The sequence below is a fragment of the Bradyrhizobium sp. MI1.4 genome (assembly GCF_055811315.1).
The window spans coordinates 1-20,390 of sequence record NZ_JBVVPP010000074.1; the positions used below are offsets into that span (position 1 = coordinate 1).

Sequence of the window (20,390 nt, forward strand, 5' to 3'; positions counted from 1 at the left end):
CCCATAGTCGTTACTTACGACCTCGTTAGTGGGCACGATCGAAATCCTGGCGTCATGCAAGCCAGGAACCTCGAGTACGGAGTGCCCATCGAGCTCTAAACCTGTTGGAACAAGGGTGCATTCGGTCTTAAGGGCATTTAGAACGAGTCCCGCTGCCGGATCCCCTTCCAAGACGAAGACAGCGTGTCTCATGGCAAGGACCTCCTCAATTTCAAACGGGAGACTCTCAACGGTAAGAACGCCTGCGCAAGCGAATTAATCGCACAAAACTCGTAGGAAGGTTTGCCTCCAACGCGCTCACGTAAACAGCGCTTGTTCGGCAAGTCTCAACCTGCGCTTCGATCGCAGGCCCTCGCAACCCAACTCCCATTGGGTCCCGAGCGCGGTGCTAATTCCCCCTCTCCAGGAGGGCAAATATTCAGGAGGGCAAATACTCGCGACTCCAGCTTTCGCTTAGAGCGCCTTCTGCGAGCAACCCCTCTATTTCGGGTTCGGCATATCCTAGCCACCGCAGAACGTGCCGCGTCGAAGCGCCGTATTTTTCTGCCGGGGGCAGCGCATGTACTTTTCCAACCACCGAGCGGATAGCGCAACAATCGGCCTGCGTTACAGCATGCCCGCTGGGATGGTCCGGAAAAGTGCAGAAGGAATAGCTGCCCTGTTCTTTTCCTGGAGCAGCAGCATCCGCAGTCTTCGAATTTGCCGCGCGTATGGCCGCGACATTCTCGCAGACTGCAGCACCAACACCGGCCGCGTCAAACTTCGACCGCCATTCCTCAGCGGAAGCTTCTTTGATAGCCTTCGCCAGGAAAGAGCGACGGTGCTCCTTCGGCACATCAGCAAGCCCCTCAAGCCCCGGGACTCGCAAAAGCCGAGGCAGGTCGCGTTCGGTGGCGCCGAGCAGAAGACTTTGGTTAGTGGCCGACGCGTAGATATGGGTCAGTGCGTCGTAGCCCTTGGCATCAATACCGGAAGGCTCATCGAACGGCCCGCGTCCTGGATAGTCATAGCAGAAGGGTATCTGCAGGAGACCAGAGAGTGCCGATAGCGAGGTCCGGGCTCTCCCTACGGATCCGGTCCTGGCCTTCTGGTACATCGCGACAGCAATGCCGAGGGCCGCGCCGAGTCCGCCCAATACGTCAATCGTACCAACGTACACGTATTCCTCTGGGGTTTCCGCCGAACCACCGGACCTGAGCATCATGCCGGTCGCCGCTTGGACGTGATTTTCATAGCCGAGATAATCACTGCGAGGACCGCGAGCGACGCCGCCGAAGCAATCGAGTTGGCAGAAGACAGCTTGTGGATTGAGCGCTCTCAGTCCGTTCAAATCGAGCCCCATTCGCTTGACTTGCCGGTCAGGCGCATTCCAGATAACGACGTCAGCCGACTTCACCAGCCTTTCGAACACTTTCCTGCCCCCCGATGAGCCGATATTCAGGAGAACCGACCGCTTGCCCCGCATAGAATTGATGCCATAGATGATCGTGTAGGAGCTGTCGTACAGTGGGCTAGACGGATCGACCTTGATTACGTCCGCTCCGAAACGGGCAAGATAGTATGCAGAATGCGGCCCAGCGATGACGTTGGACAGGTCAAGAATTCGCACACCGTCAAGCCATCCCGCTGAGTCCTCGGCGGCTCGCGTCGGTAGTCGCCTTACAGGGCTCACCGAGACCGCGGCGATCGCTTGGTCGAAGGTAACCCATTTCCGAGGCGCCGGGCTAAGCATCGCCTCTCCGCTTTCCTCCAGCCAGGCCGTAGGTCCAGGCTGGATCATCCGCCCATACACGGGATCGTCGACCTGGATCATTAGGCCCGTGCAGTTGGCGTGATCATCGCTGATCCATTCGTGCAACCAACGATGCGCTGCGGCGGGGATCCGACCTTCCCCGAAAATGTACTCCCACTCCCTTGCGGTTCGCTTCAGGAAGGCGGCCTTCATTCGTCCGGCGATCCTATCAGCCCACGACTTGGGCAGGGCGCCAATCGCGACGTCGGATCGCCATTCATTGACAGGAAGATAGACATCCGCTTGCTCTGTAAGCCCCTCAGCCACGAGTTCATCGTAAAGTCCCAGAACCTGCAAACAGCGCTTCGGATGATGCTTGTGGGCCGAGCAGAGGACATAGAACATGCCTCCGTCTTTGCACCTGTAACTACGGCAAAACGGATCAAACAGCTCCTGTACGGACTCGTAGGAGAGGTTCATCGGCAAGCCAGCGTCGCGCCGCCGGTCGATCTCGCGCTCTCGTAGAGACTTATACCGGCGCGGAAGGTTGTCAATGCGGATTGAGGTGTACGCGAGACCCTCCATGACCGCGCATGCGAGGGGCACCTCGATCTGATCGCCGATGCCGCTTCGCTCGCGCCTCTGAAGCGCGAGCACTGCGGCCGAGACCGCGAGCATCGTGCCGTAGGCAGATGCCAGAGGCAGTGGTGAGAAGGACGGATTCACCCCCATGAGCACGCGGCTCAGCCCCATATCGCTGAACAGACCTGAGGAGGCGGCGACCACGGCTTCGAAGGCGCGCCACTGGCGACGAAGTTGATCGTTCGAAGCAAAACCCGGAATGGAGACCGTGATCAGCTCCGGTCGCGCCTTGCGGAGCGACGTAAAGTCGATCCCTAGGCCACTTAGCACTCCGGGACGGAAATTCTCGACCACGATGTCCACTTTCGCCACGAGCGCCTGCGCCTGCGCAAGACCCTCTTCAGCCTTCAAGTCGAGAGAAACAGTCAACTTATTTCGATTGAGGATAGCGTTGGCCGGGCTGTCCCAGAGCGGACCAGATGGCGGGTCGATATGGACGACAGTAGCGCCAAGGTCCGCTAGGATCATTCCCACCGCCGGGCCCGCGATGTACTGGCCGAAATCAAGGACATTGACTCCGACCAGGGGAAGCGTTGAACGTTTCATCAGTATTCCCTCCTTGTTCGTCCACTTACTGATTTCTCCGATACCAGGCTTCGCCGTGAGCATAGCCATGACAGAATCCTAGCGTGTCATCGATCTTAGGTGGTCGGCCGTATCCCCTTAACGATCCGCCGCGAGTGTCCGCGCCAGCGCGAAACTTACAACGGGTTCGCGCCAACAAGTGCTTGAGATTGGCGCACAAGCGTACGGTTTAGGACTCCTTCGGTTGCGCTCGACGGACCATGCGCGTGGGCGGCGTCGCGAGTACTCAAAGAATTCGAGAGTATTGACCTAACCCAGTTGTGCATATCCGGATCATGAGGCGATCACGATGCCCTGCCTAAGCCTAAAGTACCCGGGCCCAGTGTCGGGAATCATTGCCGGTGTGCTCTGCCTGGGACGCGCGTTACGCATTGTTAGCTGACTCCATCGTCATCCGGCAGACGCTCGCGATATCGTAGACGGGCAAATTCGTCATGCGACGGATTGCCGGCGAGACGGGTAAGAAAGCCGTGCATTCGAACAAGATTGCAGTTAGTTGCGGGTCGGCAGCGAGAAGCCCTGAGACGCAGGAGGAGACATCCGCCTCAATATCGGCGGTTTCAGTATATACCGGCGGACGTTTCATCTCGTTTTGCCACAACGTACCCCCTTCTATGCCGCCAATGACCAACCTCGCCCGCTGGGTGGTATCTAAGAGGCGGTGCACCCTTTCGCTGGAGCAACTTGAGTCCGCGGAAAGGACCGCGATCTTAGCAGTCGACGGCAGTTGGCCAAGCAAAGCCGGCACGAGCAGCAAGCTCGATGTCGCTACGGGGACATTCACCGCCACGGATATAGCCTCCTGAAGACGGATAAAAGAGGCGCAGTTCGAGCTTATCGCAACAGCGCCTCTTTCGACCAAGCGTTGGGCTGCTGCGATAGTGGCCGGCTCGAGCGCTGGATCACCGCGCATCGCGACATCCGCCCAAGCTCCCTCGACGGTTTCCGAAATGATTGGAAAGTCGAACGTCGATGGATGAAGGATCGAGCCGGGCCTCGGAGGGGGAGGCCTTACTCCCCTTTCGAGGTTGAGAATTCCGAGAGGACGTGAAGCTTGGATTGCCATAGAAATCTCCCGAGATGATATGCGCCATTCCGCAGCGCCGTCGGTATTGACCTAGTGATGACGATCAAGCCGCACCTGCTCACAGCGCGCCCGCGTCTCGCCCGTGCCAAAGCTCTGAGTACGGAACTCCTGCGGCACGGCGACGATGCTGTCGTCGCGCTCGCTTGCACACCAATTGTTGTTCAGCGCGTTTTACAAACCGTTCCGTTCCCTCCCATCCGTCCGTTGAAGGTTTGGTTCCTCGAGACTCGCAATTGCAGAACGAAGTTCTTCTCGCGCACGGCTCCAGCCAGCGCTGAGATCGCGCAAAGACGCGTTTTTTTGTTCGATAACCTCTTCAAGCTCGTCTAGCGCTGCTGCGACCGCCTCTGGAGCGGGCCCTCCTCCTGCGCGAGCTGTTCTCGCGATGGCGCCTGGAGCTGGCGAGAGTTCGGGATTAAGCATCCGGCCATCTTGTGCGATCGCCAACAGACTTGGTGCGCCATGTTCGATGGCAATCGTAACCAAGTTCCCAACCTCATTATGAGCGGAACGAAAATCGAGACCGCCGTCGACAGCGAGGCGGGTCGCCGTTTCCATGGCATTTACGAACGATGTTTCGAGCATAGCGGAGGCTGCCTCTTCACAGACAGTCAAGCCTGCGAAACATAGCCGGATGAGACGAACCGCCCCAATGGAATGGTCGATCGCGGGCCAGACATGGCGAGTAGCCTCCGTTCCGACAGCGACGCAGTTCGTGAAGGGCGTACTATGCATGCCAGTAACTGCGGCAACGAAGCAGCCGATTGTCGCGCCAGCTTTGCCTTGGACCTGCTCGAGAAGGAATGGATTGCGCTTGTGAGGCATCGCAGAACTGGAGCCAACCAGTTCGTCCGGAAGACTAGCCAGCCCGGATTCGCCGACCCACAGGAGCAGCGTCTCGGCGATGCGGCTTAGGGACGATCCGAGAATCGCACAACTGGCCAGTAGCCGAAGAACCACATCGCGAGATGCCACGCTATCGATAGAGTTAAGTGACGGCATCACGAAGCCGAGCAGCCTTGCGGTCAACTCCGGCAGGATGGGCAGGGTGGTGCCGCCGCCCGCGCCAGCGCCAAGGCAGGAAACATTGAGGAGCGGATGCACGGCCAGAAGAGCATCCAGATCCCGCGCGAGCGCGCTGCCGAACGCTGTCAGCTGGTGTGCGAAAGTGGATGGCAATGCTGGCTGACGGTGAGTGTGCAGCGGAAAGACCGTCTCAAGGTGACCGCGAGCCAACCCGCACAGCACTCGCAGTAGTTTGAGCAGTTCGGCAACGAGCGCCTGATACGGTGCTCTCAGCTTAAGCTTTAGGAGCGTCGCATTGATATCGTTCCGGCTCCGACCAAGATGGAGGTTACTAGCCTCCTTGCCGATCACCGACCGAAGATGATCTTCATAGGCGAGGTAGGAGCCGCGGGGCGCAGGGCAAGCCGCAAGGCTCTGGAATCCGTCGGCCTGCAATTTATCCAGCTCAACCAGGACCCTTCTGGTGAGATCACGGCCAACCAGTCCGACTCGTTCAAGCATGATGGCTTGGGCTCGATCGATGTCGGCGTAAAAGGGCAGCTCGTCGCTCGCCGCACGCTGGAGATCGCTGTCGAAGACGATGGCGCTAGCTTCAGGATGAAGAGTCGATTTGATGCGGCCAGTATGTTGCAAGGATTGTCTCCTCATGCATTGCAAATGAAAGCGACGGCGGCGTCGGCACGCCGGGCAGCAGCAGCAGGATCGCCATCAACTGCGATGACGTGACCGATCCGATCCCGGAAATCGTTGCGGCGTCTGAATTGCATCGGCAAAGTATGATACAGAACGAGCTCCGCCAGCCCGAAGCGGTCCACGACACACTCGCAGTTCTGAGGAAGCGTGAATGACCCTTGGCGCTCCGGCACGATGAATCGAATTGAGCCATGATTGCCTTCCGCCGGGGACCTCCAAGGCATTCCGAGGAGGCTGCGGAGGACAGCGAGAACCGGATCGAAACCAGTCGTGTGGCGGAACAGGCTTGGAATCGAGCCGCCCGCGAGCCTTGGATTTACTTCAATAATGGTGATGCAGCCATGGTGTAGTCGGAGTTCAACATGAGCTGGTCCCTGCACATGACCAAGGGCCTCTATCGCGCGAAGGGCTTCACGTTCGACTTGCGTTCGAGCTTGAGACGATATGGGTGCTGGTATATCGTGCCCGATCTCGACGAAATGCGGCAGGGCACCAAGATGTTTCCGCGTCACCCCCATGATCTGGCTGTCGAGGATCTCGACGGAATACTCCTCGCCTGCGATGTAGGACATAAGAAGGGCGCGGGGCTGCATAGAACGGCCACGCACGTCATTGGTGCCTCTAAGGAGCTCGCGCAAAGCCACAATTGCGTCTGTCTCGGTTGCCACGAGGCTGACCCCGATGCTCCCGGTACCGCTGATCGGCTTGGCGACTGCAGGTAAGCCCACCTGTGTAATCGCGCTGCGAACATCGCAGTCGGCGCCTACAGTGGCGCTCTCGGGGACTCCGATTCCCGCCGCCCGCAAGGCGGTAGCCTGGCGGGCCTTATCCCGGCAAAGTGAGATCGCGTCGGGATTCGAACCGGTGAGCCCGAGTCGTCTGGCTTGGAGCGCGGCCGTGTAAAGGTAGAGATCGCTGGAGGTCATTAGCAGCGCAATCGGCATGGCCGTTGCAATGCTGTCGATTACGGCTGTAACAGCGGCTTCTGAAGACGTTTCGCATGTACGGAGGTCGAGGTCTGGGATGGCTGGCAGAAAGGCATACCGCTCAGGGGAAGCGGTGACAAACACCGGAGCGAACCCCAGTTCTTGTGCACGCAGAATAAACTCGGCGCCCGAGCCTGTAGTATTGGATTCGATGAAGATCGCAGCTGATTTGGCCATTTTTGTATGCTTCAGTTCGGGGAATGCTAGCCCATCACGTCGGGCAACGAGCGGCGAGCCCAGTCGAAACGGCACCAGCCGTTAACAGCCTGAAGCGGGTGGCGGACAAGGACCGGCTCAGTCGCGGCGAGCTCGGCTTGATAGCCGTTCGCGTGCATCCACCCGGGATCGTAGACGCTGTGCTCGTAGCGGTTGCTGTCGTCGGGAAAGACCGCGAGCACGTTGGCTTTTGAAGAGCGCTCTGCATACCACTTGGCAACAAGATAGGCCGCCCCGCTCGTCGGCCCGCGCTTTAGCGAAGTCTCACGATGGAGTCGGTGCGCAGCCTGGTATGCCTCGTTGGCGCCGAGCCAGTGGATTTCATCGAACGCCTCGTGAAGCAAGTTCCCGGGAAGAATGCTGTTCCCAAGTCCGCGCAAGTCGCGCTCGCCGGCCGGTCGGCCGAACAAGACGCTGCCGAAGGTGTCGATCCCCACCAGTTTCATTTCGGGAAAGAAAGCGCGGCAATAGTGGGCCAGGCCGCAGGACGAGCCTCCAGAGCCCACCGTTGCGACCAGGATGTCGATCTTGCCGAATTGCCTGATGGCTTCCTCAGCCGGACGCGCATACGAAAGGCGATTTCCGAGGTTGTCATACTGACGTGACCAGGTTGCTCCGGTCCGTTCCACAAAATCCAGAAGCGCGTTCTTCCGGAGCAGCTGAATGTTCGCATTGGACGCTGTCGCCTCCACCAGGTGCACTTCGGCCCCCAATTGCTCCATCGTGCGTTTAAGCGGGGGTTCGATCGCGCGGTCGCCGAAGATGTGCAACTTGAGTGAGAACTGCATGCAAACGATCGCGAGACCGAGAGCCATCGTCCCGCTCGACGTTTCAACAATCGTCGTGTTGGGGCCGATGTCGCCGTTCCGAAGACCTGCTTCGATGATGTTGAAAGCGGGAAATACCTTCATGAGCCTGAAATCGATTGCACCCAAATTTTCTGGTCGCAATGAAACGATCTTTAGGGGGGCGTGAGCGCCGAGTATGTCGGAGAGCGTGTCCGCCATCGAGTCATCCTCAGTATGGTGTCGAAAACGTGCAGAGGCGATCGAAGCCAAGGCGAGCAATCGCGGTTTTAGCCTTAGCCACTCGGCTGCAAACATCGGGGAGCTGGGGGTCAAAGATCAGGCCGGCAACCGTGCCGCTATGCGCAACGACAACACCGGCCGATCCGGTGTCTTCTTTGATGCTGAGGAGCTCGTTGAACTTCGGCTTCTTGAGCGGATTCTGGATTGCGCACTCGCTCTGTTGTGCGGAGAAAGTCGCAACTCGGCCCACGAGTGCGACGCTCTGCTCTGCAATTGCACGCTCCAGGACCGCCAATGCGCACCCGAAGGCGGCGATCTGATCACGCGAGTAGCGCGCTCGCGGTAGTCGGTCGGTTCCAATTCCGCCTTCGCAGGAGCCTGTGTCAAACCCCAGAATCTGCATTTGCGGGAGTGGCCCGTTGAACACACGGATACTCCTGCCCGTTCGTTGGGCGAATAGAATGGTGCTGCTTGTGCAGTCGAACATCAGCGAGTCAGAAGCATGTTCGGCCGCCACGGCAAGTTTCGCTTGGAGATGAGGAGCAGGAATCACTCGGGATCCCCGGTAGGCTTCGACTGCTTTAGCGGCAGCTCGAATGGAAGCCACTACGCCGCTCGTGGACGAGCCCATACCGGCGCCTTCCGGGATGAATGTCCTAACATCGAGTGTAGCTGCCATGTTCGTCATTCCGAAGGCATCGAGGGCAAGTCGAACGGCGAGCTCACACTTGTGGAAATGATTTGGCATCACTTCGATACCGGTGTCGCCGACCTGAGGCACGAATTTCGCTGTCCGGCTCGGCTCCAGTGTCACACGGGCTTCCGATCCGTCAGCGTGCGGCATGTGAACTGAAACCAGCGCACGCACCGTCCGCCGGTGCCTGCCGTCCTCGAGGGAGAACGCTCCCTGCAGCAGCTCGCCGAAGTGGGGATGGCAGGTCGCCACGCCGAATGGCTTCGGGAGAGAGCAGCACCGCGTAACCGTATCGTTCCCTAGAGCGCTCCGTGAAATCTCCATCATGTCCCTGGTCTGCCGGGGCCGCGCCATGGAGCGCGGAGTGATTTGACGTGCGTGCGGGACATAAGCTGACGGAAACGATATTTGCTCGTTAAGAGAAAGATTTCATGCAATGCTGCACTATCCCATTCGTCATCTAATAAAGGCGGCATTGTCGCGAGCTCCCAATTTGACCTGCATCAGAGACTGTTTCACGACCTGCCCAGACTCGCATTGCGAGCAATCCACATGTTGAGATGAGGCCGCAAGACTGACGATTGTCGTGGTCGTGAATGCCTCTGGCTTCTAGTGAGCGCATCGTTCAAGTACCAGCTAGGGTGACGTACTCGATTTCGTACCGGCACCTTACTTAGTCGCGCAGATGTGCGCACCTACCAAGACGTGGGAGTGCGCGCCCCCTACGAGCAGCAATCGAGCGAGCAGACGAATTTCCGGTAAGGCAATGATGATGCGAAGCGTTCAGGCCGGACTATTCATCTGCAACTGAGCAGCTTGCGAGCGCAGCTTCGAAGTGACAACTAAAAGAGCCCGCTGTCGCAGATACATCCATGCTTCAGTTAAATCGCTCGGGAAAAGCGGTTTGTATGCCCGACAGCCGTCGCACAGGCCGGCTCACGTCGCTCGAATTATATCGCAGTGATCCTGTCGTCTGCAGCAATCTAATGCCGTACGCGGCGTTCCTGTCGATCCACGAGATGCAACTCGGCTATGCGGCTTATCGTAACGCTGGTAATCGAGCATCTTGATCGTAACTCTGAGCTTCTCGATGACAATGTGCTCGTCCAATCCCCGCGTCCCCGGCGGACCAGCCGCTTGCCCTCTAAGCGCGCAGCATTGTTTGAGGATCGCCAGGTGGAAGGCCATCATTATCGCCATCATCGGCTAGAGAGCGCACCGTTTCAAATGATCGTTATTCGTGCGCTCATTCGCCTTTTGTGTCGGATTGGAGACATGTTGCGGGCCCTCCGACAAACTCAACGACACAAGCGGCTCGATTGATTAGCGCGTGACCTCAATCTTGAGCGGATGAGACGCTCCTGTTGCTGGCATGCCGATTGCTGGGAAGTTACGTCTTTGCGCGGAGGTCCCGCGCTCTCCGGCCAAGGGAGTTCAAATGAAAGCGCCTCCATTGATCCAAATAGACGGCACGGACGCTGTAGCGAGTGCACCGCAAACCTCTGGCGGTGACCTAAGCCCCTCCTCGCCGAACAAATCAAATCCGCCGCTCCGCAGTGCGGTGATCAAGTTTATAGAAGGCGCTCGCACGATGACGGAGGCCGAGCTGCAAGCCAGTAGCATCACGCGTCATCATGTCACAACATCGTATCGCCAACAGATCGCCGACAGTGGCTACTACGACCAATTGAAATACATTGTGGAGCCGTCAGTTAAAGAGCTCGACAGTCCCGGGGCGTTGGATACCAGCGGCGAGCACGACAACACAGTCCTTCCTGGACTTCAGCACAAGTACGCGCAGACCGGGTTGTTGCTCGTGACTAACCGTTGCGCGTCATATTGCCGGTTTTGCTTCCGCAAACGACTCGTTGGCAGAGAATCCGATGAAATCGTGCCAGACGTGGCAAAAGTCGGGCAATATATTAGCGGACATCCCGAGATGACGAACGTTCTCCTGTCAGGGGGCGACCCGTTCGTTCTTAGTACGGCAAAGCTCGACGAAATTCTTACGCATCTGCTCCCGATCCCACATTTGACTTCGATTCGAATCGGCACAAAGTTCTTCGCCTTCGAGCCAAAGAGATTCGACGACGCCGCTCTATCTGCCTTCTTTCGGCGAATTCGTGACGCGGGTAAGACTGCGGTTCTGGTCACTCATTTCGATCACATCGGTGAGATCTCGGTCGATGCTGAGAGGAATATCCGCAGCTTGCGCGCACAGGAAGTGCAGTTCCTCAATCAATCTGTGCTTCTCGCAGGGGTAAATGACAATCCTGAGATTTTGGCAGCGACGTTTGCCAAGTGTCACCAAATGGGCGTCCGTCCGTACTATCTCTTCCAAGGAAGGCCGGTGAGGGGCGCATCCCATTTTCAGGTTCCGCTTCGTCGCGGATCAGAGATTGCGCGCGGCGTCAATCAGCGGCTCGCGGGGATTGAAAAGACATTCAAATACATCATGTCCCACTATACAGGAAAGATCGAGATCCTCGATGTCGGCGATGATGACCGCATTTATATGCGATACCATCAGAACAAAAGTCCCGACAAGATTGGAAGGATTTTTTCTAGGCCATATACCGACGCCGCTTGCTGGTTGGATGATCTGCCTGAATGATGATCGAGGCGGCGTGGACTGATGACACTCAAATCTGTGGCTCCCTTGAGCTGGCGCCGGGCCGCGTCGAACTCATTTGGTCGGTTCGTAAAAACAGTTTTGCTGTTGAGGCGACGCGGAGGCAGCCTCGCGCTAGCGTTTGCCAGCCGCAAGCCTGGAATTGCGAAGCTACGACGCGCAGCATTCGGGAGGGGACAGCTCGATCTCTCGACAGCTGGCAGGAACGGCGAGGATCGCAGAGTAAGGCCCGCAACCCAAGGCGATCGCATAACCGAGATATTCGTCCCAGCCATCGTCGTTGCGACAAACCCGACGCAAGAGATGTGTCATCGACTGCTAAGCGTTGCATCGTGCTCCGCGAGGTAGCTTGTGACGCTAGACGAGAGTGAGGCATTGATGTGCGCGTCTGTTCCGTTACGCCTCTCACGTTCCATTCAGTTGTACAATGCCGCCGCTGCCAAGAGAGGCATCAAGCTGTTGATGGGATTCGATTTCCATGAGTATGTCTCGATTACGCATTCCACTCCAACAAAGGGGCAAACATTTCCAAATTTTCGGCCAGACCGATCCATAATCAATGCAGGTGAGGGATATTGGCTCGTAGGCCTCGATAGGAAAGAGAGCGTGGTGTTTACAAATGCCACTCGAGTGTATGACCTTTCACCCAGTAATTTTGCAGAGCATCTTCAATCGCTGAGGGCGTTCTACACTGATCCGGTCGCACACGCAGATCCTCGGGATCATTGTACTTGCCTCGCACCTAATGCAAAGAAGATGACCGGAAAGGTGGCGTACAACGGGGACCTTTGGGTGCGCAGAGATCTGAGAGGACGGGGGCTTCCAAACATGATCGCCCGAATCACGCACAGCGTGTCGTTTGCTATGTGGGCTCCCGATTTCTTGTGTGCGCTTGTGGCACCGTGGCGGGTGGCCAAAGGGCTTCCCCACTACCGCCATCATGAACCCGGCGGGTCGATATTGCGGCTCGTGAAAGAGGATATTGCGGAAGAAAATTGGCTCGTTTGGGTCACTGGTGAGGAGCTAAAGAACGATCTCAACCATTGCTTATGAAACACCACCAGCAGAATCCACGTGATCTTGTGCGTTAAAGTGGAGGCCGCAACATTGTCTCACGTTCGAATGTGTCGGAGATTCGGAACGGTCGCCTAGGATGACGGAGCTGGGGGCAACAGACGTAAGCGCGAAGCCGATACCGTTGCTTCAGAATTCGAATGAACGTGCGAAGAAGCTTCCGGTTGGACGGAGGTTTGGGATCGGATGGGACAGCAAAAAGGACGTCCATTTTGCCGGCTCATCGGTGAGCCGGCTGGAGGTCCTTGAAGGATCATCGGGACGCCGGGTGCTTTCGGAGGCTGAGGGAGCCCGGATCATCGCCGAGCGTCTGCTACCCGGCCCCCAGGCGTCGAGGTGGCGCGCAAGCACGGAGCGACGCGCTGGCAGATTTACGATTGGCGACGACGCGTTCGACCGCGAGGCATGTTGGCGCTAGGCGAGGCGTCGCAGTCGACATTCGCGCCGCTGGTCGTGGAAAGCGCGTTGGAGGAGGATCACCTTCCGGCGATCAAGCTTGAGATCGCGATCGGCGATGTCGTGCTGCGGACGGATCCCGCCATAGATGGCGAGCAGCTGGGCCGGGTGATCCGCGCAGTACGAGCGTCACGATGATCGCCGCCGGTGGCCGATCTGAAGATTTATATCGCGACGCGGCCGATCGACTTCCGCTGTGGCCATGATGGACTTGCGGCGAAGGGTGCAGAAGATGCTTCGCCTCGACCCGCTCAGCGGCGCGGCCTTCGTGTTCCGATCGAAACGAGCGGACCGGATCAAGAGTTTGGTATGGGATCGAACGGGCCTAGTGTTAGTTCACAAGCGCCTCGAAGGTTGCAAGTTCGCTTGGCCAACGATCGCGGACGGCGTGATGCGGGTGTCGCCGGCGATGTTCGCGGCCTTGTTCGAGGAACTGGATTGGAGGTTGGTCCGTCAGGAGGAAGGACGGCGCCCGCAGGCGGCGGGATAACTGCGGCAGAATGACTCAGAAGCTATTTTGAACGTGGCACGCGCGGCGGCGATATGCTCGAAATGGCGCATGGGCATCACGGCGCTGCGCGACGAAAATGAACGACTGAAAGCGCTTTGGCGCAAACGCAGGCAAGGGCCGATCGCGGAGCGTGCCGGAAGGTTCTCATCGCAATCGCGGCTGCTTGCCTGCCCATTTGCCTCCGGTGGAACGGATCGTCGAGCCTGCGAGCACGCTGTGTCCGTGCGGTTGCGGCGCCATGACGAAGATCCGCGATGACGTCAGCAAACGCCTCGATGTCATCCCGGCGCAATGGCGCGTGCTGGTCACGCGCCGTCCGAAATACATCTGTCGCCGCTGCTCGGGCCCCATCGTGCAGGCCCACGCGCCGGAGCACGTTGCCCAGTGGGCTGCCGACCGAAGCGGCCATTGCGCACGTGATCGTCTCCAAGTTTGGCGACCATACGCCGTTTTACCGTCAGGCCGAGATCTATGCTCGGCAGGGGATCCGGCTTGATCGGGCGACACTGGGCAACTGGTCCGGCCGCGCCTGCTTCCATCTCCAACCCGTAGCGGACCACATGCGTCGCCATCTGGAGAGGGCAGATCGTCTGTTGATGGACGAAACCACGGCACCGGTGCTCGATCCGGGCGTGGCCAATGCCCAATTGCGTACGTTGGGCGGAATAGGTTACGGCATCCATGATGGTTATTGCCCCGCGTTGTCCGAGCGAGCTGGCATTCGGCACACCAGACGATCAGACGCGCGGAGCCCTGTGCAATTAACACTTGCGGTACCTCCTTGCTGTGATGTCGATCCAGGGCTGTAGTTGATGGTCTGCAGAGGCTTGCATGCTCCCATAACGGTCGGGCTGTGCTCATTCCTCGTCTTTCTGAAGCCGTCGACACCTCGTAATCTAGGTTCGCGCAATTGAACGATTTTTGGTTGTCGGCGTCTTGCTGGCCACTACGTGAGCGGCTATGACGGCAGAACTTGGGTCCCGGACTTGCTGACGCCAAGATCAAAGCCGCCCATGTTGTAACCATTGCTGTAGCATTTAGGACGTATGTCGCGTCTTCAACGCTTACCGCAATCGCCACGTTCCCAGGCTGATCGGTTCTTTCTGAAAGCTTGTGTTGGTAGGAAGATGTGCGATCGCGTCGGGTGGTACGGCATTTGCTGATCTCCTTCCGAAGTCGTCTCGGCTCAGGAGGAACACATGGTCGATGTGCAAGACGTGGTGCTGTCCGCGCGAGAAAAAGAGTGCTTGCGGTGGGTAGAGGAGGGAAAATCTTCGTGGGAAATCGGGGTGATATTGAAAGTTAGTGAGAATACGGTCAATTTTCACCTTAAGAATGCGATGCGAAAGCTGGAAGTGACCAGCCGAATCCAGTGTGTTGTAAAGGCGCGCCGCCGTGAGCTTATTTGAACTATGAGCGGGCGCTGCTGCGATCCAACCGACGTCCAGCGTCAGGTCCTAGGACTACTCCGTTACATTCCGATCCCGCTACCAAATATCCTCTTGCGCGACCGAAGTGGCGCTCCTGGATGAGATTGCTCCACTTCATCGCGGCCCTCTGCACTTCAATGCCTGCGATTAGACCCAGCCGCGGGCTCGTAGGCGGTGAAGCTGCCCGCGAAGGCAGCCCCTAATGGTCGCAGGCAATCAACGATTGGGCCTTCGGCAAGAACCCTGTTGGGAACGTCGTGTCAAACGATCCCGCCGCGACGAATTGCTTTTGCGCAAAAAGCCCGATGCTCTGCGGCTCCGATCGCGGCGGACACCGTGTGACGGCCGTACAGCGCTAATCGTGCGGCAAAGATCAGCCGCGTCTGCCCACGGGCATAACTGGCGGATATTGTTGGCGCCATCGCCCCGGGTGGGATCTAATCCCTGGTCAAAAAAGCGCGTCGGGTTGTCCTAGTACACAGCACAGCAAACGCTTCGTGCGGGAGCTCGGGTGTGTTGAAAGATGCAAACGCGATCCATCGCCTCCTCACCGCGCTAGTGATGCAGCGAAGCTTCGTAGAGACGTTCGTTAAAGCTGCAACGACATGACGCACCGCTTTGAAGGGCGACCAGCTAAATAACGTCACTTTGCACTCTTCAGTGGGCCCTCCTCGGGGGTGAATATCAGGCGTGCCGGACAGTGCTTTGCGCCAAACACCTGGTCATCAGTCATGGATCCAGTCTCCACGAGCTTTTCGAGAACCAGGCTTGCACGCTGTCGCGCAGTCCCAACAGCAATGTGCGAAACTTGATCGAGCGGAAAATTTACGAGGCCAGCCAGCATGGCCGCTTCGCTAAGGTCGATATCCTGAACCCGTTTTTGGAAATAGAGCCGTGCCGCATCTCTGACGCCGAATATGCCGGCTCCAATCCGCACCCGGTTCAAATAGATCTGTAGGATCTGATCCTTCGTGAGGCGAAATTCGAGCCAAATAGCGGTAAGTCCTTCGTGAATTTTGTCCTCGAAAATTCGTCCATTTGATGGGAATAGCATTCTAGCAACCTGCTGGCTAATCGACGGGTGTACGCCCTCTGTCTCTGGCCTGGCATGGAGTGAACGGGCGATAGCGGCAAGGCCCATACCGAAATGGCTGTAGAACCGATGATCCTGAGTTGCAAGCGTCGCTTTGACTAAGACCTCCGGAAGCTCTTTCAGTGCAATCGTGTCATACGTCGTGCAAGCGCTGCTCGGACTCGTCCGGCATTCTGGCAGAAAGACTGTGCGAGCAAAGTCGTCGCCCCGATCCTGATCCGCGGTTTCGTGAAAAGCCGGGATCGCCACGACAAATGACAGTATCAGGCCGAGGAGCCCGAACGTTAGAGCTTCCGAGAGCGGCTCGACGATTCCCCAACGTAACGATCGGCCAGCAAGCCGCGCACCCCGCGTCAGCTCTGTAAACATAGCGCCAATTGGGCGGATACGACTGGCTCTGGCCACTATACGTTCTTGGATCGCCGGCGTCCGGCTTCGCGGCATCATCTGACTCACCTGCTTCTTTCATCTATCGGGAGTTCGCGTCGGAAAGGCGTTCCGCTGTCGGCATGGCGCTCCGTTTTTCCTCATAGTTCGTTCCAGTGACGGCGCCGTGAAGAAAAGGTTCTGCGGAGCGCCCAGCAATTCTAGAGGCGCGAGACGCTGCCGCTACGCTGCAAAGTAACCCTTACGAATCGCGCGTCAGCTGCACCTTCCCGAGGCCATGAGGTCACCAATCCCGCAGGTGGGAGGGGACCGCGGGTCCTTATGCAGCTCTCACGCGCTATTCTCGAGACCTTGAGTCTGCAACATCCGATACCGGTTGCCAGCACGCGGGTTGCTCGAGCGAGCGTGACTAGGCGGCATCACGGCTGAAGTTATCGGTTTGGGTATATGAATGCTCGCGAATCCGGGGACTTTGAATGGCAGTCTCGCAAGACCAACGGAGTTGGCACGCGTTAAATCAAGCCTCTCACGCTCTCGGCGCGTTCGACAACGCCAGCTGTGGACGGCATAGCCGGCGCAAGAGCCGGCGACAAAGATCAAGGCGAAAACCACGAATGCCACCATCAGGAAATATTCATCTCCGGCGCGCCTCACAGAGCGCAAATGTGCTGTGTAGGAATCACGGCGCAGGCAGGCAATGACTCTGCGGCGAATCGAACTGATAGTTGGTACAACCTGACGGTAGGTGCGATTCAAGTCCGTTAAGCGGACATGAGGGAGGATCACCGATCGGGATCACGCGGGACACTCTGTCAGGAGACCAGCTCTCGATTAGGCAGGTGCTCGGTTTTGTAAGTAGGGAGCACACGGCCTAGCGCCCTTGCATATGTCCGGTGAGCCAGAGAAGGTGCATAACTCCGGCGTCGCTGCCGTAATCGGCCGCTAAACCGCGGAAAGCCGTGACCGCCTTTCAACTGAAAAGTTTGAGATTGCAGCCGATTGAGAGCGTTCAATAAATCTCGAAAAGAAGAGCCATCCTGCGAAGCCCCTAAGAACGGTCTCAGTCCGCATCAATATCGCCCGGGATTTAATGCACGGGGCGAATTGCGGAAATGGACCTTCTGTTGCGGACAAAAAGTCTGCCCCTGCTCAGACGACCGACGATTGAGGGCTAATCCGCAGCCGGCGAATCTGGGCCAGCCCTTAATCCAGTCACGGGACCAGCGCTGGCTCACTAGAAAATGCTGGAAATCCGATGACTGACTTTCAGGCGCGCTGTCAGGAATGATGTCGCTCAGCAGTCGGTCCCGCGCTTTCCATCAAGGCTGGCGATCATGTTTGGATCTGCGATACCGTCTATGGACGTGTGAGGATCTTCGCGGACCAGGTTCTAACCGGTTACAGATTAAGCATCCGACACAACGTTCGGATTTGCTCGCGTAGATCTAGCTAAAGAGCGCGAGCTATGTATCTAGAGTCTCGTGGGTCAATGACCTTTGAACTCTAGGATGCGCCAGCGTCGCAGCAAAGGCGGCTGCCGGAACGCATAAGACAGTGTAAGGCTCCTGTGCACCAGACTAACAGATTAAAAACCCGGCCTAGGGCCGAGCTTTCGATCCGCCGTTTGAAGGATGATCAATACTTGAGGAAAATCGGACCGCCGAACTTGTAGTCGAAGCCGTGCAATCACAACAACATCGAAATCATGGCGGATGCGATCGGCCCACCAAACGACTGGCTGAAGTTCTGCATGCGGGGCTGAATGAACCGGTGGTCGTACTCCCAACCGACCAGTTAGGTGCGAAGCCATCCTCGATCCCCCAACACGCCGCCCCAAAGAACATCACTGTTCGCAACCTGCGCGCCTGTGAGGGGCGAGATGATCTGATAGGTGTTGCTCGTGAATGCGGTCCCGCCTCCAGCGTAAAGTAGTACGTTGTCGAAAGCATCGCCAATCTGCCCCGTGACCTGACCGAACGCATGAATCTTGATGTGATTGCGGTAAATGCGATGCTGTGATTGAACCGCTCAAATCAGCCCACTTCCCCTGGGCTTCAATACCCAGCACGATCTGGCCCTTGTGCCATCGATAACCGATCTGGCCGCCCACCTTCCGGCTACCGCATCATGGCAGCCCTCGGGTGTGCCGCCAAGTAATCCCAGCAGTTCGAGCTTGAGCCGAAGCCCGCGTCCATTTCGACATAGTAGCTGCTCTATTCGTAGATCGCAGCCGTGACGGGCTGCGGAGGCTTGGTGTAGAGACGCTGGACGGCCAGCCCAGGCACATCCGCGCCGAATGCGGGCGCCACCGCGTGAAGCGCCACAATGCTAGGCAAGCAACTCCTCGTTCGTTTCTGGTCTCATCCCTGGAGTGCCCCGACTCTCTTGCGTCTGAACAACGTCCACGTGAATTGCTGTACGAGCTTCGAAACAGTTGCGCATAAAGCAATGTTCGAACAGATCGCTGCGCAAACCGTCTGCTTTTCAGGTCATCTCCAACTGCGCCCCAATGCTCGGTCGGATGCGAGCATAGCCAGCCAACATGTGGACGAAAAGCGGGCTGCTGATCTCAGCGGATAAAGGACAGCGCAAGCCAGATGATGCCAAGCCACACCGCAATGCAGAAGAGCAAAGCGCTTTGCAACGTCGTCGCTCGTATGTTGTGACGCCATTGAAGGAGTTGCGGTGAGCAGCCGGTGAAGCGCCGGCCGCGTACAACAGCTATCACTTCTTCGTAGTCTGCAAACCGGAAGTGAGAGCGATGCTTGCGAATATACGCCAGCCGCTCAGTGGGTGAGAGGCACTGTGCCCAAACCTCCCATGCCTCATCATCAAAACACGCGCTATTCTCAAGGATTTCGACGAGGCGCTCGTCACGCTTCATGATGGATCCGCTGTACTGTCTATCGCGGATCGAGTTCTACGAAGGAAGCCTCACCTTCGAAACCTCTCAGGTTAGGTAGGCGAGTTCAGAAGCGAGTCCGGCCAAAAAGCATCCGTCACCGCGAATGCCGGCGTTGCACGCGAGATGAAATTCGAGGTCATGCAAGGGTTCTGGGGCCCTCTTCTCGTCCAGTACGGAGGGGAGCATCGAAGCGCTGTAGATGCCGAAGGAGAGTGAAAGGGGCTCCTTGTCGGCGCTGCCGCGATGGTGCTCGTCGCGGCATTCAGTTCAAGTGGGCGTGCCAATCATGTCTTCTCCACGGTTCGCGCCGGCGCTGATTGGAATTCGCTTGGGCAGTAGCTTCCACGCATATGTTAAGATCACACAGGTGTGCTTGTCCGCCGTATTCTCCGCCGGCGATCCGATGATCGGGGAATGGCCGACTCGCGATCGTCGGCGCAGAAGTGGCGGGTCAAAATCGGCGATCAATCTCACGTTCCACGGTGTTCTTGAGACTGTTTCCACGCGAGCGCGCGTGCCTTTGCTCTGCCGTGCGAGTCTGCACTGACAAACTGGCGATGGAGGGCGTTCGCACTCGCCTGGCGGATTGGCAGTTTCCTTGTTTGAGCAAAGCCGAATGCAGCGTTAGGAGCCACGGCGTGCGGGAGCTCGGAGCGGCGGCGGAGCAGAAGTTCCGGAACGACAGAGAGCGCCATAATGCCGGGCGCGTTCAAGTCGTTTGCGAGAACGCCAGCTGCGCGCAGCGTAGCCTAATCCAAAGCCGCCGAAGAAGATGCTAGTGAGAAAAAGGAGTGCTGTTGTCATCTCGATGTGTAAACCAGAGGATGATTTGATGTGGTGCGTCACACCCCCGCCATCGGTGGTTGACTAGTTGGCCGCCGCTAGGCGGCTTCTCCCTCGTTCCTACAACGTGACGCTACGTCCGATTCAAGTCCCGCTCCAACCAAAATGCATTCTCACTCGAGGTGGCCGGCAGCAGCAGTGTGGGCGAGCCCGGCACATCCTGTCGATGCGCGGAACAGCCCACGCCATGATCGTTGCAGGAAGCGCCGTTCGTTAGTGCTGATACCTGTGGTTGTCAGAGATCTTCGATTCTGCCGGCGGCATTGCCCCACCGCCCCGGGCCGCAACGGAGAGGACCTTCCGTCGGAACTGTAAACGTGGACGAGACTAGAGATCTCACTGCGCAGTCGGCGTGCTGTTACGACGCCTG

Annotated in this window: 13 protein-coding genes and 2 pseudogenes; 5 read left to right on the plus strand and 10 right to left on the minus strand. The window is 57.8% G+C overall.

What is annotated here, in order from left to right; genetic code table 11:
- The 7 genes from AC0L23_RS37415 to AC0L23_RS37445 form a co-directional block, all read right to left on the minus strand.
- Positions 1-192: hypothetical protein (locus AC0L23_RS37415; RefSeq protein ID WP_473358200.1), on the minus strand; the 192-nt coding region annotated here is incomplete at its 3' end.
- 226 nt (positions 193-418) lie between these two features.
- The gene (locus AC0L23_RS37420) at positions 419-2,920 is read right to left on the minus strand and encodes a CoA transferase (RefSeq protein WP_473358214.1); all 2,502 of its coding nucleotides are present in this window, start codon (positions 2,918-2,920) and stop codon (positions 419-421) included.
- A 403-nt stretch (positions 2,921-3,323) separates the two neighbouring features.
- Positions 3,324-3,749 (minus strand): aspartate/glutamate racemase family protein, encoded by a 426-nt coding sequence (locus AC0L23_RS37425; protein ID WP_473358201.1) that lies wholly within the window; start codon positions 3,747-3,749, stop codon positions 3,324-3,326.
- 468 nt (positions 3,750-4,217) lie between these two features.
- Entirely contained in the window at positions 4,218-5,705 is a 1,488-nt protein-coding gene (locus AC0L23_RS37430; protein WP_473358202.1) for a lyase family protein, read from the minus strand.
- 11 nt (positions 5,706-5,716) lie between these two features.
- Positions 5,717-6,928, minus strand: coding sequence for an ATP-grasp domain-containing protein (locus AC0L23_RS37435; RefSeq protein WP_473358203.1), 1,212 nt, complete (start codon positions 6,926-6,928; stop codon positions 5,717-5,719).
- Positions 6,929-6,954: 26 nt separating this feature from the next.
- Positions 6,955-7,974 carry a pyridoxal-phosphate dependent enzyme gene (locus AC0L23_RS37440; RefSeq protein WP_473358204.1) on the minus strand — a complete coding sequence of 340 codons (1,020 nt, stop codon included), beginning with the start codon at positions 7,972-7,974 and terminating at the stop codon, positions 6,955-6,957.
- A 10-nt stretch (positions 7,975-7,984) separates the two neighbouring features.
- Positions 7,985-8,941, minus strand: a complete 957-nt coding sequence (locus AC0L23_RS37445) for a GHMP family kinase ATP-binding protein (protein ID WP_473358205.1) — start codon at positions 8,939-8,941, stop codon at positions 7,985-7,987.
- A 1,186-nt stretch (positions 8,942-10,127) separates the two neighbouring features.
- On the opposite strand from AC0L23_RS37445, the gene AC0L23_RS37450 reads away from it, so the two are divergent.
- The 5 genes and pseudogenes from AC0L23_RS37450 to AC0L23_RS37470 all read left to right on the plus strand — a co-directional run.
- On the plus strand, positions 10,128-11,303 hold the full coding sequence (locus AC0L23_RS37450; RefSeq protein WP_473358206.1) for a KamA family radical SAM protein: 1,176 nt from the start codon (positions 10,128-10,130) through the stop codon (positions 11,301-11,303).
- 1,497 nt (positions 11,304-12,800) lie between these two features.
- Entirely contained in the window at positions 12,801-12,989 is a 189-nt protein-coding gene (locus AC0L23_RS37455) for a hypothetical protein (protein WP_473358207.1), read from the plus strand.
- Between the two features lie 67 nt (positions 12,990-13,056).
- The gene (gene tnpB, locus AC0L23_RS37460; RefSeq protein ID WP_473358215.1) at positions 13,057-13,341 is read left to right on the plus strand and encodes an IS66 family insertion sequence element accessory protein TnpB; all 285 of its coding nucleotides are present in this window, start codon (positions 13,057-13,059) and stop codon (positions 13,339-13,341) included.
- Between the two features lie 124 nt (positions 13,342-13,465).
- A pseudogene (locus AC0L23_RS37465) lies at positions 13,466-13,994 on the plus strand (IS66 family transposase); the annotation flags it as partial.
- 585 nt (positions 13,995-14,579) lie between these two features.
- Positions 14,580-14,771: pseudogene (locus AC0L23_RS37470) on the plus strand (response regulator transcription factor); the annotation flags it as partial.
- A 664-nt stretch (positions 14,772-15,435) separates the two neighbouring features.
- On the opposite strand, the gene AC0L23_RS37475 reads toward AC0L23_RS37470, so the two are convergent.
- The 3 genes from AC0L23_RS37475 to AC0L23_RS37485 form a co-directional block, all read right to left on the minus strand.
- A complete protein-coding gene (locus AC0L23_RS37475; protein ID WP_473358208.1) occupies positions 15,436-16,254 on the minus strand; it encodes a transglycosylase domain-containing protein in 819 nt (272 codons plus the stop codon).
- A gap of 2,231 nt (positions 16,255-18,485) precedes the next feature.
- Positions 18,486-18,608: a hypothetical protein gene (locus AC0L23_RS37480; protein WP_473358209.1), complete on the minus strand. Its 123-nt coding sequence runs from the start codon at positions 18,606-18,608 to the stop codon at positions 18,486-18,488.
- 233 nt (positions 18,609-18,841) lie between these two features.
- Positions 18,842-19,156 carry a hypothetical protein gene (locus AC0L23_RS37485; protein ID WP_473358210.1) on the minus strand — a complete coding sequence of 105 codons (315 nt, stop codon included), beginning with the start codon at positions 19,154-19,156 and terminating at the stop codon, positions 18,842-18,844.
- Positions 19,157-20,390 lie beyond the last annotated feature (1,234 nt).

Excerpts from the sequence above, each read along its gene's own strand:
- AC0L23_RS37420 (WP_473358214.1), bottom strand. The coding sequence starts at position 2,920 with ATGAAACGTTCAACGCTTCCCCTGGTCGGAGTCAATGTCCTTGATTTC.
- AC0L23_RS37485 (WP_473358210.1), bottom strand. The coding sequence starts at position 19,156 with ATGAAGCGTGACGAGCGCCTCGTCGAAATCCTTGAGAATAGCGCGTGT.
- AC0L23_RS37475 (WP_473358208.1), bottom strand. The coding sequence starts at position 16,254 with ATGTTTACAGAGCTGACGCGGGGTGCGCGGCTTGCTGGCCGATCGTTA.
- AC0L23_RS37440 (WP_473358204.1), bottom strand. The coding sequence starts at position 7,974 with ATGGCGGACACGCTCTCCGACATACTCGGCGCTCACGCCCCCCTAAAG.
- tnpB (WP_473358215.1), top strand. The coding sequence starts at position 13,057 with ATGGACTTGCGGCGAAGGGTGCAGAAGATGCTTCGCCTCGACCCGCTC.
- AC0L23_RS37450 (WP_473358206.1), top strand. The coding sequence starts at position 10,128 with ATGAAAGCGCCTCCATTGATCCAAATAGACGGCACGGACGCTGTAGCG.
- AC0L23_RS37435 (WP_473358203.1), bottom strand. The coding sequence starts at position 6,928 with ATGGCCAAATCAGCTGCGATCTTCATCGAATCCAATACTACAGGCTCG.
- AC0L23_RS37455 (WP_473358207.1), top strand. The coding sequence starts at position 12,801 with ATGTTGGCGCTAGGCGAGGCGTCGCAGTCGACATTCGCGCCGCTGGTC.